Here is a 15,460-nt window from a genome sequence, read left to right as displayed (position 1 = left end):
CGTTTTCGCTGTTAAACGTTTCAAGGTGTCGAGCGATGAAGTGTCCTGGGTCCCCGCTTTTGCGGGGATGACACATTAATTCTGGTTTTCTGCGGTCAAGAGTCCCAGGAGCAGATCGTGCCAGTCGGGGTTCAACTTCGAGATCAGTTGAATTTTCCAGGCCCTATTCCACTTCTTCAAGTTCTTTTCCCTTCTGATCGCAATTTCCACATCGGTATTGGCTTCGAAATAGACCAGACGGTGAACCTTGTACTTGCGCGTGAAGTTGCTTGCCACACCTTCCCGGTGTTGCATTGTTCTGCGAACTAGATCGTTGGTGACACCGACATAAAGTGTTCCGCCAGGACCGCTTGCAAGGATGTAGGTGAAATAGAAGTGGCTTCGCATTCATAAATCCGGAAATGAATGCGCTAGGCTAATATAGGTGTCATCCCCGCGAAAGCGGGGACCCAGGAAACCGCATAGTCGCGGGCAAATAATCTTCCCCGTCTCACCCCAGATAGAACGTCGTTGCCATCAGGAAGAAGATGAGCACGCCGAGGACGTCGTTGGAGGAAGTTATGAAGACGCCGATGGCCATGGCGGGGTCGATGCCGATCTTGTCGAGAAGAATGGGCACCGTGGCGCCGACCATGGCGGCGAGCGTTGTGACGCAGAGCAGTGACAGCGAGGTAGCAATTGCGAGGTGGATGGGGTTTTCCAGCGGGACGACCAGGGATGCCACCAGCACGAGACAGCCGAGAATGGTGCCTGCGATAGCTCCGTTGAAGAGCGCCGCCACCAGTTCTTTCAGCAGGCGATAGAAGATGTCACCGGACCACAAGGCTCCGGTCGCAATGCCTTGAACGGCCACGGCCGAGGCCTGAAGGCCGGCGTTTCCAGCCATGGACATGGTAACGGGAATGAACGCTGCCAGAATGGCAGCTTCGGCAAGCTGATCCTCGTAAGAACCGACCACCGTTGCGGCGACACTCGCGCCCACCAGACCGGCGAGCAGCCAGGGGAGGCGGCCGCGCACGATACGCAGAACTGTGTCGTCCGAGCGGGATTCGCCCGATACGCCGCTCATCAGCAGCATGTCTTCGTTGGCCTCGTCCGAGGCAATACGCGTCAGTTGCTTCGGGGTGATCCGCCCGATCAGGTGACCATCGCCACTGACGACCGGCACCGTGCGCATATCGCGTTTTCTGGCCAGCCGCAGAACTTCTTCCTGATCGGTGTCGGTGGAAACGGCAATAACGTCCCGGTTCATGAAGCTGGACAACGGTGCATCTGCCGGGGCGAGCAGAAGTTTGCCCACTTCCACCGTGCCGGTCAGCTTGCCATCGGCATCGGTCACATAAACAGTAAAGACCTTGCGGATGCGGCTGGCTTCCGCACGCATCTGCGCGACAGCCTCGCCGGCAGTGCAGGTTTCGGGCAGGGCAACGAACTTGCGCGCCATGACGCGGCCGGCGGTGTCGTCCGCATAGGAACCGCGCGTGGCAATGTCTTCCACGTCCGGGAGGCGCGCGATCAGTTCGTCGGCGACATCGTCCGGAAACTCATTGAGAATTTCAGTGGCGTCTTCCGGATCCAGACCGGCAAGGATATCGCGGAACTGCTCCAGCGTGGATTCTTCCATCAGGATGGACCGGTATTCCGGACGCAGTTCGGCAATCACCTTGATCGACGGGTTGGCGGGCAGCCACTGAAACAGCTTGCGGGCCTGTTTCAGCCGGAGCCGCGTCAGCAACTGCATGACGTCGACCGGGTCCCAGCGCTTGAGCAGTTCAACCAGTTGCGTACGCTGCCCCGCCTTGATCATGTCGCGGACAGCCCTCAGCGCATCATCATTGGCTTCCAGCGGTTCGTTGGCCGGCTCCCTGGTCCATACGGTGGGGTCAAGCTCGGCGGAATCGCTGGAATTGCTCATGAATACTCACTTTCCGGAAAGGTCCGGTCCGCTTCTACTGATGCTTTGTGACGTCAGGCTGACAGTTGCCTTCCGGCTCAGACTTCAAATTCCTCAATATCGGCAAAGGCCTGCCGCAACTTGTCAGACCAGCCCCGCGACAGATTTTGAAAATATTCGTCATCCTGCTGAATGCGTACCTGGCGATCGGTCGAAAAACTGTCGGTGTTGTAGAGCAGCATGTCGATGGGCATGCCGACGGACAGGTTTGACCGCAATGTGCTGTCGAACGACAGGAGTACCAGTTTCGCCGCTTCGCCGAGGCGCATGTCCGCCCGTGTGACCCGGTCGAGGATCGGTTTGCCGTATTTGTGTTCGCCGATCTGCAGATAGGGCGTGTCTTCGCCGACCTCAATGAAGTTGCCGGCTGCATAGACCTGGAACATGCGCGGTTCCTCGCCCTTGATCTGGCCGCCCAGAATGAAGGTGACAAAGAAATTTTCCGCGCTGGTTGCGAGCGCTTCGCCGTCGATTGCCTTGACTTCACGAACGGCGCTGCCCACAAGTCTGGCGACCTGGAACATGGTTCTTGCCGTCATCAACGTCGCCCGGTCGTTTTCCGCCGAGGTGATATGTTCACTGAGCAGCGAGACGACGGCTTGTGTGACGGCGAGGTTACCGGCTGAAAGCAGCGTGATCACCCGCTCGCCAGGCTCTTCCCACACGTGGAGTTTTTTAAAAGTGGCGATGTTGTCGACACCGGCGTTGGTACGCGTGTCCGCGGCAAACACCAGTCCGCGATCCAGTTTCAAGCCAACGCAATAAGTCATTCCCAAGCCCTCAGACTGCGCCTTGACCTGTTACCGGTGCCTTCGGGGTGAAGGCAATTCTCGGCAGGGCGCAGGCTGCCCTTAAACGTCTTTGTCCTGGGGGAGCCGGTACGGCACCTGGAGAGAACAATTACTGCTGCTGTTGTTGCTGAAGCGCAGCCTGGGCGACGTCGACCTCAACATGCAGATTTTCCTCAAGCCCGCCAAAACGGATCCCCCTAATAGGGGCAGCAGAACGGGAATCCAGGCCCACCGTCAAGCGGATATAGCGATCAGTCGGACACATTGCGTTGGATATGTCGAATCCGGTCCAGCCGAGACCGTTAATCATCACTTCGGCCCAGGCATGATGGGCTTCGGAGGCCTGTTCGTCTTCCAGCAGCAGGTAGCCTGAAACGTATCTCGCCGGAACGCCGATGGAGCGTGCAGCGGCGATGAAGATATGCGCGTGATCCTGGCACACGCCTTCTCCGGCGGCCAGAACCGCGGTGGCCGGTGCATGGGTTTCGGTGACGCCGACCTTGTAGTCGACCTTGTCCCGGATCGCATGCATCAGGGCGTGAAAGCCGGCGATCTTGTCATGGCCTTCCGCATTGGCTGCCAGTCTGCGGATGGCCTGGTTCGACTGGGTGAGCGGCGTGACCCGGGTGTAAATACGCGGAGGGATGCCGGCATCTGGTTCGTGACCGAGAATGCCGTTGGTGTCGGTCGTCTCGACAATGCCGCTGGCCGTGATCTCGACATCCTCGATCGGTTCGCTGCGCGAGACCATATGCACCTGGTTGCCGAACGCGTCCTTGTAGGTGGTCGCCCGTTCGATGCCGGGGGCATCGATGGACCATTCGACGACTCTCTGGCTCGGGCCATCCTCGGGTGTCAGGCGCAATTGCTGCATGGCATTGGCGAGCGGCGCCTCGTAGCGGTATCGGGTCGTGTGTCTGACTGTCAGTCGCATGCTGCACCGATTCTGCGGGGTTCCAGGGTCAGGCGAAATTGTAGTCTTCGCAAAGCTGATGGGCGAACAGGTTGTTCTTGCTGATGAAATCAGAGAGGAAGTCATGTAGCCCCTGCTGATAGATCTCGTGCATCTGTTTTTCGGCCAGGTCTCTTGCCATGTCCGCCGCCATGTCCAGGCTCGGTTCGCGTGAGCCATAGAACTGGGCCAGATCTTCAGCGGTGTCGGCCATCCAGTCGTAGCAATGGGCAAGGGACCGGGGCATTTCCGTCCGCAAGATCAGAAATTCAGCAATGTTGAAGGCCTTCAGCCGCGCATTCGGATACGCGAACCGGTAACTTCTCCGTCCTGACAAGGCCCGAAGGATTGCGGACCACTGATAGTGTTCAAGCGATCCGTCATCGATGATGTCGCTGTCCGGCAGCAAGGTCCAGTAATAGGTGTCTAGGATGCGGGCCGTGTTGTCCGAGCGCTCCACGAAATTGCCCATCTGGCTGAAAAAATAGCCATCGTCGCGGAGAATTGTGTTCAGCAAGGCGCCACGGAAGAGATGTGCGCGCTGATTTATCCAGGACAGAAAATCAGGCAGCTTTTCCTGGGTAATGGACTGCGGGCTCACATCGGTGAACTCGATCCAGGTCGTGTTGATGGCTTCCCAGAGTTCCGCAGTGATGCCGGTGCGAACGGCACGGGCATTGTTCCTGGCAAGCTCCAGTGAACTGCGCACACTCGAAGGGTTATCCTTGGAGAAGATCATATGAGACGCCATGTTGCGGGCGTTCAGTTCTTCATATTTCTGCTTGAACCCGGCTTCACAGTCCGAACAGGCGAGGGCAAAGGTCCAGTGAGTCCCGTCCTCCTGCCCGGAATGGGAGATAATGGCGCCGCGGCAGGCGACCTCCAGGAGACGGGAAACATTCTGGGCACGCTCGTGGTAGCGCGACATCCAAAACAGCGAAGAGGCGGTTCTTCCGAGCATCTGGTTCTCTCAGTCCTCAAGTACCCAGGTGTCTTTTGTGCCGCCACCCTGGCTGGAGTTGACGACAAGCGAGCCTTTCTTGAGGGCAACCCGTGTCAGGCCACCGGGAGTGATGCGGACCTGATCACCGATCAGCACATAGGGGCGCAGATCGACGTGGCGCGGGGCAACACCCGAGGCGACGTGCGTCGGGCAGGCCGACAGTGCAAGGGTCGGCTGGGCAATATAGTTGGAAGGATTGGTTTCCAACACCTTGCGGAATTCGGCGATCTCGCGCTTGGAGGCGGTCGGTCCGATCAGCATGCCGTAGCCACCCGAGCCGTGGACTTCCTTGACGACGATTTCCTCAAGATTGTCCAGCACATAGGCAAGGTCATCCGGCCGTGAGCAGTTCCAGGTGGGAACGTTGTTCAAGATCGGTTTCTGACCGGTATAGAACTCGATGATGTCCGGAACATAGGCGTAGATCGCCTTGTCGTCGGCAATCCCCGTGCCCGGTGCATTACAGATCGTGACGTTGCCGGCACGATAGGCATCAAACAGGCCCGGCACCCCGAGCATGCTGCCCGGGTTGAAGGTCAGCGGATCCAGGAAGGCATCGTCGATGCGCCGGTAAATGACGTCGACCTGCTTCGGTTCACGCGTGGTGCGCATGAAAACGTGGCCGGCATCAACGAACAGGTCGCGGCCTTCCACCAGTTCAACGCCCATGGAGTCTGCCAGGAAGGCATGTTCGAAATAGGCGGAATTGTAGATGCCGGGGGTCAGGACCACGATTGTCTGGGAAGACTTGGAGGGATCCGGCGCGACGCTTTCCAGCGTTTGCAGCAGGTTCTCGGGGTATTGCTCCACGGCGGCAACCCGGTGGCTCTGGAAGAGCTCGGGGAAGAGACGCATCATCGTCTCCCGGTTTTCCATCATGTAGGAGACGCCTGACGGGGTGCGGGTGTTGTCTTCCAGAACGTAGAATTCGTTTTCCGACACCCTCACCAGATCTGTGCCGATGATATGGGCATAGACCTTGCGGGCGGGGGTGAACCCGGCCATTTCCGGCAGGAACGCTTCGTTCTGCAGCACGAGATCAGCCGGTATCCTGCCAGCGCGGAGGATTTCCTGGCGATGGTAGATGTCGTGAAGGAAGGCATTCAGGGCACGCACCCGCTGGTCGATACCGGCGGACAGGCGTCGCCACTCCGAGGCAGAGATGATGCGCGGGATGGGGTCGAACGGTATCAGCCGCTCGGTTGCTTCTTCCGTACCGTAGACGGCAAATGTGATGCCGAGTCTGCGGAAGATCGTTTCGGCGTCGCGGCCCTTCTTGGTCAGAAAGTTGGCTGGCTTGTCTTCCAGCCATTTGGCGAGCCGGGCATATGGCTGTCGTGGCTTGTTAGCCTCGTCGAGCATTTCATTGAAGAAAGTGCGTTCGTCCGACATTGCCTCCCCTTTTGCCGATGCTTCGTTCTTGGGCAATCATGGCAAAATTCTGAAAGGTGTCAAAGTTCAATGTCGCGGCGCCACTGCTCACAAATTAGGCAGGAAGCTGAAATCCGTCGAAATATCCTAAGGTTCCCTCAAGTTGAATATATTTTTTTCGACTACCCGAATGCGCAGTATCAGTGGTGTTCGGCAAGGTTCGAGACAGTAAACTTCTTCGAAATGACTGGCTGAAATGTCCGTTTCAGCGTCCAAATTGCCAGCCCGATCAGGTCTTTTGAGGCGTCGACTCGCAAGCGTTCAACCTTCTGCGATCAAGCCCGGCGGAGCGTCGATGTCGCTCCGCCGGGGCTGTATCATGAGGTGTTCCAGCACTTCACGCACAGTTCGTGTGCAGTTTGGCAAACACACACCGGCAGCCTGATTTGCCAGCTTCCGTTGGTAAGCCTTGAAAGCGGGAAAGCGCGGGTTAGCGCATCAGCGTTCTGCCGACCGACATCACCGAAACGTCGCCGTATTTTCGTCCTGTCCAGACGTGCAGGCCCGCGCCGACCCCGAGCATCGGAATCGTGTAGAGGCCTTTCTTGACGAACCCCTTGTTTTTGGTGAGTTCGATCGCGGCATGGCTGAGCTCCTCGTATTTCTCCATCGTATTGATGATCTTGCCGATGCCCTTGATCCCTTTGAGAACGTCTCCCAGCTTGCCGGCAATCGCCAGATCGAGATCCCAATCGGACCATTCACCCTTCTTGTTGAGTTCGCTGGCCGTCTTGACCCCATGGGCCACGATGACAATGCCGCCGACGCTGCCGCCAAGGCCGCCGCCGATTTTCCAGCCATCAGCCATGAGGTCGACATAGTCCACATAGCCGTTGTCGTCGGCGCTGGCGCGGTAGATGCGCCCATTCCAGTTGTATCGTCCAACGGCCACCAGATCGCCCGAATGGCTTTCCCCAATGCCGACCCACAAGGTGGATGCTGCCTTTGGTTTTGGTTTCATCTTCTTCGGTGTTTTGATGACCTTGGGATTGGGTGGTGTCGGCAGGGAGTGCACGTAAATCATGACAGCACGGAACTGCCCGTCTTCAACGCCGTCTTCCTGGCCCATTTCCTCCGCCAGGGATTCGCCAAGCCCGTCGACCAGATCGAACGGGAAGCTGGACAGAAGGCATTCTTCCAGGAACGACTTCACGGCATTGGCCCGCTTCATCGACAGGGCCTTGTTGAAAGCTGCCTTGCCGCTGCGGCTGGAAAGCCCGACGATGCTGATGCTGCCGTTGCCCTTCAGCAGCGGGACAACGTTTCTCCGAAGCCAATTCTTGTGCTCTTCCTTGAGGTTCGCCTGGCTAACGTCGAAATATTGCAGGCGTGCAAGCGTGATGACGCCATCACGGTGATCAACGACGAAATTTCCTGACATCAATAGACTCCATTATGAAAAACGTTCTGAAACTGAAACCTCGTGTCATGCCGATGCTTTGGGACTTCAGCAAAAGGCATGGGGCAAGGCGGTCTTGACCTGTTCCTTCTTGCGGTGACGCTAGGGAAAAGGGTGCGGCGGGTAAAGCGGGCAATTGCAGACTTGCCTGCCATTTTAGCGGCGTGCTGCGTCCGGTCTTTCAGCACGATTTGCCGGGAAGGTTGACGGAGCGTAGTTTCCCCATAAGCCCATGTGCTGACTAGGCTCTGCAGGGGGATCATGCTACGGCGTGAACCAAGCTCAAGTTTTGGGAGGACCGGATGAAAGAAGTTCTGGCCGAATTGGAACAACGCCGCGAAACGGCGCGGCTCGGCGGTGGACAACGCCGGATCGATGCGCAGCATGCCAAGGGCAAGCTCACAGCACGCGAACGGATCGAAATTCTGCTGGACGAAGGGTCGTTCGAAGAGTTCGACATGTTCAAGCAGCATCGCTGCACCGACTTCGGCATGGAAGAGCAGCATATTCCGGGCGATGGTGTGATTACCGGCTGGGGAACGGTCAACGGTCGGACCGTTTATGTGTTCTCCAAGGACTTCACGGTCTTCGGCGGGTCTCTTTCGGAAACGCATGCGGAAAAGATCACCAAGCTTCAGGACATGGCCCTGCAGAACCGTGCGCCGATCATCGGTCTGTTCGATGCGGGTGGTGCCCGTATTCAGGAAGGGGTGGCGGCACTTGGCGGCTACGGCGAAGTGTTCCAGCGCAACGTTCTGGCGTCCGGCGTTATTCCGCAGATATCGCTGATCATGGGGCCTTGCGCGGGCGGTGATGTTTACTCGCCAGCCATGACGGACTTCATTTTCATGGTGCGTGACACGTCGTACATGTTCGTGACCGGGCCGGACGTGGTGAAGACGGTGACCAATGAAACGGTCACGGCCGAGGAACTTGGTGGCGCGTCGATCCACACCACCAAATCGTCCATTGCGGACGGCGCTTTCGACAATGATGTCGAAGCCTTGCAGGAAATGCGAAGGCTGATCGATTACTTGCCGATGAACAATCGCGCAGACCTGCCGGAGCTCACGAACTACGACGACCCGGACAGGATAGACACCAGTCTCGATACGCTCATACCGGACAATCCGAACAAGCCGTACGACATGAAGGAACTTGTCCTGAAGACGGTGGACGAGGGCGACTTCTTCGAGATTCAGAGCAGTTTCGCAGGCAATATCATCACCGGTTTTGGCCGGATCGAAGGCCGCACCGTCGGCATCGTTGCCAACCAGCCAATGGTTCTTGCTGGCGTGCTCGATTCCGATGCCAGCCGCAAGGCCGCCCGCTTTGTCCGTTTCTGCGATTGTTTTGGTATCCCCATCGTGACCTTTGTCGACGTTCCTGGCTTCCTGCCGGGCACGTCGCAGGAATATGGCGGCCTGATCAAGCACGGCGCCAAGCTCCTGTTTGCCTACGCGGAAGCAACCGTGCCGAAAATCACCGTGATCACCCGCAAGGCCTATGGCGGCGCGTATGACGTGATGAGCTCGAAACATATTCGCGGCGACATCAATTATGCATGGCCGTCCGCGGAAATCGCGGTCATGGGCGCCAAGGGAGCTGTCGAAATCCTCTACAGGTCGGAACTTGCCGACAAGGACAAGATCGCCAGGCGGACGAAGGATTACGAAGACCGGTTCGCCAATCCGTTTGTTGCAGCAGAACGCGGGTATATCGACGATGTCATTCGTCCGCATTCCACGCGCAGGCGTGTCTCCAAGGCGCTTGCGCTGCTCAGATCGAAGCAGGCCGACATGCCGTGGAAAAAGCATGACAATATTCCGCTCTAGCCAATAGAGCCGGCTTGTAATCATTCGCTTGGGTTCCGGGACACTGAACGCTGGGACAAAGCAATGGCATGAAAGCGTGTACCAGGCCGGATTTTCCGGCCTGTTTCATGTCGCGAGGGTCAATCCCAGCGGGACAGACCACGCGGAAACAGCGGTTCCTTGCATTCGAACGCAACCGGACAGCGCGGCGTGTCGCGCGTTGGGCCATATTGCGTGAACAGAACCTGGTTGCGATCGCAGTAACTGAGGTTCGAGACAAACATCGAATAGGTGTACTGGCCCGTGGTGAAGACCACCGCACCGTGCTGACGCACCATGTTCTGCGCCTGGGCGCAGGTCATCTTGCGAAGATCCGGACGAGCCTCGGCTGCGGTCGAGACGACCAGGCCGGGGAGGGCGAGCGCTGCTGCGCAAAGAAACAGTTTCCGCATGAAGGTCTCCTGACGTGCCATCGCCTCCGGGACGGGATGCTTTGCCTTCTCAGCTTAGCAGAACCGTCCGGAAGTTGGGTGATGGCTACAGTGTGCACCATGCAGCGGGGCGCAATTGTGATTGCGAGCACATAATTTCCGTCAATCGCGCCTTTGTTGGCGCTTACCGGGTGTTCTGGGCGATCTGTCTGGAGCAGACGGATCCCGACATGGTTTCCCGGACGCCGTTCAGCGAGAAGCCGGAGTAGCGTCTGTCTTCCAGCTGCACGGCGAATTTCACCGCGGAGCGCAGCCGGTGCCAGAAATAGGTCATGTTGTCGGAGCAGGCAGGGCAGTCATTGTAGATGAAGCCGTCGTCTCCCGCTCTAAACTTTATCAGCTTGTGATCCAGCTCGATCAGAACCGTGGTGCCGGGGTCCGGCCTGCGGCCCTTGATGCGCACGCCGATGAGCGTGTTCTTGATGGCGTGGTTCGGAGGGCACCAGATCGTGAACCGCGCTCCTGTCGAGCTTTCGGTCCAGTAGCGCTCGTAACCGTGGGCGGTGTCCGTGTGCCATTTGCCGTGATCGGCGGCGGTTGCCTGAAAAGGCGCGGCCAGGGTCAGGAATACGAATGAAAGTAGAGCGATCCGCATCGAGCCGTTTCCGTAATTTGTCACCGACGAAAATTACAGGTTTCAGTTAAAAGCCGTTTAATCAGGCATGTGTCCGGGGTCTTGCAAGCTGGCACGGGGCTGTCCCCGCCCGGCGGCTCGCGTCAGGACCTTGGGTGCTGTTTCTGCCAGTCCGTGGGGCAGACATCGCCAGGCATCACTTTCTGGGCGCCGCGTAGAGAAAAGCCAGCGTAGCTGTCGTTCTGGAATTTGACCGCCAGGGAATGGGAAGACCGCAATCTGTGCCAGACATAACCGAAACTGTCGGAACAGGCTGCGCAGCTCGTCTCGACGTAACCCTGCTCGTTGATCGGCAGTTCCAGAACCTCCCGGTCCATGATCAATTTGATCCTGGTATTGGGCGGGGGCATTTTACCGCCGATGTCTACATGAAGCAGGGTGCCGTTGATGCTGCGTTTCGGGTGACACCAGACGACGAAATTTGCGCCATCGTTGTTCGTGGTCCAGTACCGCGTAAAACCGTTGATTTCGCCGCTTTTCCATTTTCCGGCAGTGTCTGCCAGTGCGGAAGTTGGCAGTAAAGAGCTTGCGATCAATGCAGCTGAAAGGATGCGTTTCATATATTTATTTCCCCATTGCCTAGGTATTTCCTGCAAGAATTTTCTTAAAATTCGGATAAATGGCCGCTCTTCTGTCGCTGCAAAACCTGCCGCATCGTAACAAAAGTGCCGGTTTTGGCTGCTGACAGACCTATCCGCAAAATCACGTCTCGCCCTTTGGATAAGTTGCGTGCCAATGTGGTGCGGCCTACAAAATGGAAAAATCGTCCAGCTGGGTGGAAATTCATGTTCTCCAAAATACTAGTCGCCAACCGTGGTGAGATCGCCTGTCGTGTCATCAAGACGGCCCGCCGCATGGGCATCAAGACAGTTGCGGTTTACTCCGATGCCGATCGCGATGCGTTGCATGTGGAAATGGCGGACGAGGCGGTTCACATCGGCCCGGCGGCCGCATCGGAATCCTACCTGATTGCCGACAAGATCATCGCGGCCTGCAAGGAGACCGGTGCCGAAGCCGTGCATCCGGGTTATGGCTTTCTGTCCGAACGCGCCAGCTTCCCCGAGGCGCTGGCAAAGGAGGGCATTGTCTGGATCGGTCCGAACCCGCGCGCCATCATGGCGATGGGCGACAAGATCGAGTCCAAGAAGTTCGCCAATGAAGCCAGGGTCAGCACGGTGCCGGGATATCTCGGAGTTATCGAAAGCCCGGAACAGGCAGTCGAGATCGCCGAAGACATTGGCTATCCGGTCATGATCAAGGCCTCTGCCGGCGGTGGTGGCAAGGGCATGCGTATCGCGTGGAATGCGGAGGAGGTGAGGGACGGATACACCCGCTCGAAATCCGAAGCTGCGTCTTCCTTCGGGGATGACCGTGTTTTCGTCGAGAAATTCATCGAAAATCCTCGCCATATCGAAATCCAGGTCCTGGGGGACAAACACGGCAACGCAATTTATCTGGGCGAACGTGAATGTTCGATCCAGCGGCGAAACCAGAAGGTCATCGAAGAAGCGCCGTCGCCGCTGCTCGATGAGGAAACGCGCCGCAAGATGGGGGAGCAGGCCGTCGCACTTGCCAAGGCCGTCGACTACGACAGCGCCGGGACGGTCGAATTCGTTGCCGGGCAGGACAAGAGCTTCTTCTTCCTGGAGATGAATACCCGTCTGCAGGTGGAACATCCGGTGACCGAACTCATCACCGGTGTCGACCTGGTGGAGCAGATGATCCGCGTTGCGGCCGGTGAGAAGCTGGAGCTTGCCCAGGAAGACGTCAAGCTGAATGGCTGGGCGGTCGAAAGCCGCATTTATGCGGAAGATCCTTACCGCAACTTTCTGCCGTCCATCGGCCGGCTTGTGCGCTACCGGCCGCCTCAGGAAGAGATCAGCAACGGGGTTACCGTGCGCAACGACACAGGCGTTGTCGAGGGTTCGGAGATCTCGATGTTCTACGATCCGATGATCGCAAAGCTGATCACCCATGCGCCGACCCGCGCGGAAGCGATTGATGCGATGAGTTCGGCGCTGGACGCTTTTTACGTCGACGGCATCCAGCACAACGTGCCGTTCCTGACCGCGCTCATGAACCATCCGCGCTGGCGCTCCGGCGAGTTGGCGACCAGTTTCATCGCCGATGAATATCCCGACGGCTTCGCACCGGCGGTGCCTGATGACCAGGCCTATTCGGTTCTGGCTGCCGTTGCCCTGTCGATGGGCGCGCTGCAGCGTGAACGCCTGGATCACCTGCCGGGGCGGCTGCGGGCCCACTCAGGTGCCATCCGCGAAGATTGGGTGATCAAGCTCGACAAGACCTATGTGCCGATCCGCCTTGTTGCCGGGTTCCCGGGCACGCCCGTCGAGATTGACGTTGCAATAGGCGACGGTCCGGTGGTCAACGTGGAGTCCGATTGGGCTCCGGGCGATCCGCTTTGGTCCGGCAAGGTCGGCGATCAGGATGTGACCGTACAGGTCCGAACCCTGCGCGGCGGATACCGTCTTGACTGGCAGGGCTATTCGGTGACGGCCAAGGTGATGACGCCGCGGATTGCCGAACTGGATGCTCTGATGCCGGAGAAGCTGCCGCCGGATACGTCCAAGATGCTGCTATGCCCGATGCCGGGTCTGGTGGTATCCATCGCGGTGGCTGAAGGGCAGGAAGTCAAGGCTGGTGAGCAGCTTGCCGTGGTTGAAGCCATGAAGATGGAAAACGTGCTGAGGGCGGAGCGTGACTGTGTGGTGACCGCAATCAAGGCATCTCCCGGCGACAGCCTTGCCGTCGATGCCGTGATCATGGAGTTTTCCTGATCCCCGCAATGCTTGATTGACAGTCATCGAAGACTGCCGATATTCAGCGGCCTGCGACCATTCGGTCCGGGCCGCTTTCTTTTTCAATACTTTACGAGGCAATATGACAGTTTCCACCATCCTTTTCGATCTGGACGGAACCCTGACGGATCCCTTCGAAGGTATTACGCGTTCGATCCGGTATGCGGTTGAAAGGATGGGTGGGCAGGCACCGGATACGGAAGACCTGCGCTGGTGTATCGGGCCTCCTCTCTGGGACAGCTTCAAGGTTCTGCTGGCAACTGAAGACAAGGCGGAACTGGATCGCGCCGTGGCTTATTACCGGGAGCGCTATACGGTTACGGGCCTTTTCGAAAACTCGTTGATCGAAGGTATTCCCGACCTTCTGACGGGGCTTCGCAAGAGCGGGATGATCTTGCATGTTTGCACGTCCAAGCCCCACAGCTACGCAGGCCGGATCGTTGAGCACTTCGGTCTTATGGAGTTTTTCGGCAAGGTCTACGGTTCCGAGCTGGATGGCACACGATCCGCAAAGGCGGAACTGATTGCCCATATCCTCAGCGAGGAAAACATTCTGCCTTCGCAAACAGTCATGGTGGGAGACCGCAAGCATGATCTTGTCGGTGCCAATGCCAATGAGGTTGCGGGTATTGGTGTTCTGTGGGGCTATGGCAGCCGGGAGGAATTGGCCGCGGAGCATCCGGTTCTGATCGCCGAGACCCCTGGGGACATTGCAGCGTATTTTGGCGTCCGGTAACGTTTTGCTGGCCGAGGCCAGGCGTTGCGAATGGCTGGTTTCAGGTGCTTCGCTATTTTTAACTCGGAATTTATCGATTTTCCCATAGGTTAGGTTCAAGAGGAGCAGGCCTTGGCAAAACGGATGCATGCAACGGATACCATTAATGAGGCGGTACCGTCTGAAACTGTGGTTGATGTCGGGTATTATTCGCCTGCTCAAAGGCCTCCTCCGTCGCTCCCTGCCGGTTACGTACTGCATCGGGTAACGGTGCAGCCTCTGACCAATTGCCCGTTTCAGATTTGCCTTCTGGATGTGGCGTCGACAGGCAAGTTGCCTGGCTGCGATCTGCGCAGGATCCGCGAGTCGACTTTCATAATCGCCTGTGCAGACCGGAAACTGCCCCTGGCCGATCAACTGAGCTTGATTGACGGCGGCGTGGACGACGTGGTCAACGGCGACGATGCGGACCTTTTGTTGCTTGCGCTCAGGCGTGCAGAGCTCATGACGGCACGCCAGGGGGTCCTGTTTCGCAAGTGCCGTGATCTCGCGACCGAAAGGGATAATCTTCAGGCCGCGATCGACAACCTGCCGTCGCCAATCTTCTTCAAAGACCGGGCAGGCATCTACAGCGGCTGCAACAAGGCCTTCGAGGCGTTCATAGGTTTGCCGGCCAGCAAGGTGCGCGGGGCCAGCGTTTACGACGTGGCCCCGGAAGAATTGGCAAAGGTGTATCAAGCGGCCGATGAGGAGCTGATGCAGCGGGGCGGCGTTCAGATCTATGAGGCGGAGGTGTGCTACGCCGACGGTAAATACCGCACGGTGACCTTCCACAAGGCTGTGACGCAGGATCCGGTTTCCGGCGAGGTGAATGGGCTTGCCGGTTCCATGCTCGATATCACCGAGCGCAAGCGCCTGGAAGAGCAGCTCAAACGGGCGGCGGAACGCGACGCCCTTACTGACGCTTACAACCGCCGGCGGTTTTTCGAACTGGCAGATTCAGCCGAGGAGCGGGCCAAAAAGACGTCGGCAAGCCTCTCCATCCTCGTGCTGGACGTCGATCATTTCAAACAGATCAACGACCGGTTCGGGCACGCCTGCGGCGATGCTGCGCTCAATCATATTGTCGGCCTGCTGAAAAACGTGCTTCAAGCCCCTCACATTTTTGCAAGAGCCGGGGGTGAGGAGTTCTACTGTCTCCTGGAAAACTGCGGCCTCGATGAAGCCTTCACAATTGCCGAGCGCATTCGAGAGGCCATCGAAACCACGCCCCACATGCATGGAGAGCACCTCATCCCCATGCGCGTCAGCATTGGGGGTGCGAGCGTTGCTGACGGCGAGAAAATCAGCCAGACAATTGCTAGGGCTGATGATGCGCTTTATAGCGCCAAACAGGCCGGTAGAAACCGGGTCTGCATGGCCTGACGGGCCTTCGCCGTAACGAACGGCATTCTTCC

14 protein-coding genes are annotated in these 15,460 nt (G+C 58.0%); 4 read left to right on the top strand and 10 right to left on the bottom strand.

Annotated elements, in window-relative coordinates; genetic code table 11:
* Positions 1–75: 75 nt before the first annotated feature.
* The 7 genes from V1T76_RS04580 to V1T76_RS04550 form a co-directional block, all read right to left on the bottom strand.
* Positions 76–387 carry a GIY-YIG nuclease family protein gene (locus V1T76_RS04580; protein WP_330559448.1) on the bottom strand — a complete coding sequence of 104 codons (312 nt, stop codon included), beginning with the start codon at positions 385–387 and terminating at the stop codon, positions 76–78.
* Between the two features lie 103 nt (positions 388–490).
* The gene (mgtE, locus tag V1T76_RS04575) at positions 491–1,915 is read right to left on the bottom strand and encodes a magnesium transporter (protein ID WP_330559447.1); all 1,425 of its coding nucleotides are present in this window, start codon (positions 1,913–1,915) and stop codon (positions 491–493) included.
* 77 nt (positions 1,916–1,992) lie between these two features.
* On the bottom strand, positions 1,993–2,724 hold the full coding sequence (locus V1T76_RS04570; protein ID WP_330559446.1) for a proteasome-type protease: 732 nt from the start codon (positions 2,722–2,724) through the stop codon (positions 1,993–1,995).
* Between the two features lie 130 nt (positions 2,725–2,854).
* Positions 2,855–3,679: a transglutaminase family protein gene (locus V1T76_RS04565; protein ID WP_330559445.1), complete on the bottom strand. Its 825-nt coding sequence runs from the start codon at positions 3,677–3,679 to the stop codon at positions 2,855–2,857.
* Positions 3,680–3,707: 28 nt separating this feature from the next.
* A complete protein-coding gene (locus V1T76_RS04560; protein ID WP_330559444.1) occupies positions 3,708–4,658 on the bottom strand; it encodes an alpha-E domain-containing protein in 951 nt (316 codons plus the stop codon).
* Between the two features lie 9 nt (positions 4,659–4,667).
* On the bottom strand, positions 4,668–6,092 hold the full coding sequence (locus V1T76_RS04555; protein ID WP_330559443.1) for a circularly permuted type 2 ATP-grasp protein: 1,425 nt from the start codon (positions 6,090–6,092) through the stop codon (positions 4,668–4,670).
* Positions 6,093–6,561: 469 nt separating this feature from the next.
* Positions 6,562–7,512, bottom strand: coding sequence for an OmpA family protein (locus V1T76_RS04550; protein WP_330559441.1), 951 nt, complete (start codon positions 7,510–7,512; stop codon positions 6,562–6,564).
* A 320-nt stretch (positions 7,513–7,832) separates the two neighbouring features.
* On the opposite strand from V1T76_RS04550, the gene V1T76_RS04545 reads away from it, so the two are divergent.
* Positions 7,833–9,365 (top strand): acyl-CoA carboxylase subunit beta, encoded by a 1,533-nt coding sequence (locus tag V1T76_RS04545; RefSeq protein WP_330559440.1) that lies wholly within the window; start codon positions 7,833–7,835, stop codon positions 9,363–9,365.
* A 119-nt stretch (positions 9,366–9,484) separates the two neighbouring features.
* Here the strand turns inward: V1T76_RS04545 and V1T76_RS04540 are convergent, their stop codons facing one another.
* From V1T76_RS04540 to V1T76_RS04530, 3 genes are all read right to left on the bottom strand, one after another.
* Positions 9,485–9,796: a hypothetical protein gene (locus tag V1T76_RS04540; RefSeq protein ID WP_330559439.1), complete on the bottom strand. Its 312-nt coding sequence runs from the start codon at positions 9,794–9,796 to the stop codon at positions 9,485–9,487.
* A gap of 163 nt (positions 9,797–9,959) precedes the next feature.
* Entirely contained in the window at positions 9,960–10,430 is a 471-nt protein-coding gene (locus tag V1T76_RS04535) for a hypothetical protein (protein WP_330559438.1), read from the bottom strand.
* Positions 10,431–10,552: 122 nt separating this feature from the next.
* The gene (locus V1T76_RS04530) at positions 10,553–11,029 is read right to left on the bottom strand and encodes a hypothetical protein (protein WP_330559437.1); all 477 of its coding nucleotides are present in this window, start codon (positions 11,027–11,029) and stop codon (positions 10,553–10,555) included.
* Between the two features lie 225 nt (positions 11,030–11,254).
* Between V1T76_RS04530 and V1T76_RS04525 the strand changes: the two genes are divergently transcribed.
* The 3 genes from V1T76_RS04525 to V1T76_RS04515 all read left to right on the top strand — a co-directional run bounded on the left by V1T76_RS04525 (position 11,255) and on the right by V1T76_RS04515 (position 15,428).
* Positions 11,255–13,267, top strand: a complete 2,013-nt coding sequence (locus tag V1T76_RS04525; protein WP_330559436.1) for an acetyl/propionyl/methylcrotonyl-CoA carboxylase subunit alpha — start codon at positions 11,255–11,257, stop codon at positions 13,265–13,267.
* 103 nt (positions 13,268–13,370) lie between these two features.
* Complete coding sequence (locus tag V1T76_RS04520; protein ID WP_330559435.1) at positions 13,371–14,024, top strand: HAD family hydrolase; 654 nt, start codon at positions 13,371–13,373, stop codon at positions 14,022–14,024.
* Between the two features lie 111 nt (positions 14,025–14,135).
* Positions 14,136–15,428, top strand: a complete 1,293-nt coding sequence (locus V1T76_RS04515) for a sensor domain-containing diguanylate cyclase (protein WP_330559434.1) — start codon at positions 14,136–14,138, stop codon at positions 15,426–15,428.
* The last annotated feature ends 32 nt before the right edge of the window (positions 15,429–15,460 follow it).

It is taken from the genome of Roseibium sp. FZY0029 (assembly GCF_036350355.1).
In the GTDB taxonomy this organism is placed as follows: Bacteria; Pseudomonadota; Alphaproteobacteria; order Rhizobiales; family Stappiaceae; genus Roseibium.
The sequence above is the reverse complement of the archived record's forward strand: the minus strand, read 5'-3'. Positions and strand labels throughout refer to the sequence as shown.

Bases quoted from the DNA above. Each gene is read 5' to 3' on its own strand.
- mgtE (WP_330559447.1), bottom strand. From the start codon at position 1,915: ATGAGCAATTCCAGCGATTCCGCCGAGCTTGACCCCACCGTATGGACC.
- V1T76_RS04555 (WP_330559443.1), bottom strand. From the start codon at position 6,092: ATGTCGGACGAACGCACTTTCTTCAATGAAATGCTCGACGAGGCTAAC.
- V1T76_RS04525 (WP_330559436.1), top strand. From the start codon at position 11,255: ATGTTCTCCAAAATACTAGTCGCCAACCGTGGTGAGATCGCCTGTCGT.
- V1T76_RS04570 (WP_330559446.1), bottom strand. From the start codon at position 2,724: ATGACTTATTGCGTTGGCTTGAAACTGGATCGCGGACTGGTGTTTGCC.
- V1T76_RS04535 (WP_330559438.1), bottom strand. From the start codon at position 10,430: ATGCGGATCGCTCTACTTTCATTCGTATTCCTGACCCTGGCCGCGCCT.
- V1T76_RS04545 (WP_330559440.1), top strand. From the start codon at position 7,833: ATGAAAGAAGTTCTGGCCGAATTGGAACAACGCCGCGAAACGGCGCGG.
- V1T76_RS04540 (WP_330559439.1), bottom strand. From the start codon at position 9,796: ATGCGGAAACTGTTTCTTTGCGCAGCAGCGCTCGCCCTCCCCGGCCTG.
- V1T76_RS04580 (WP_330559448.1), bottom strand. From the start codon at position 387: ATGCGAAGCCACTTCTATTTCACCTACATCCTTGCAAGCGGTCCTGGC.
- V1T76_RS04520 (WP_330559435.1), top strand. From the start codon at position 13,371: ATGACAGTTTCCACCATCCTTTTCGATCTGGACGGAACCCTGACGGAT.
- V1T76_RS04530 (WP_330559437.1), bottom strand. From the start codon at position 11,029: ATGAAACGCATCCTTTCAGCTGCATTGATCGCAAGCTCTTTACTGCCA.
- V1T76_RS04560 (WP_330559444.1), bottom strand. From the start codon at position 4,658: ATGCTCGGAAGAACCGCCTCTTCGCTGTTTTGGATGTCGCGCTACCAC.
- V1T76_RS04565 (WP_330559445.1), bottom strand. From the start codon at position 3,679: ATGCGACTGACAGTCAGACACACGACCCGATACCGCTACGAGGCGCCG.
- V1T76_RS04550 (WP_330559441.1), bottom strand. From the start codon at position 7,512: ATGTCAGGAAATTTCGTCGTTGATCACCGTGATGGCGTCATCACGCTT.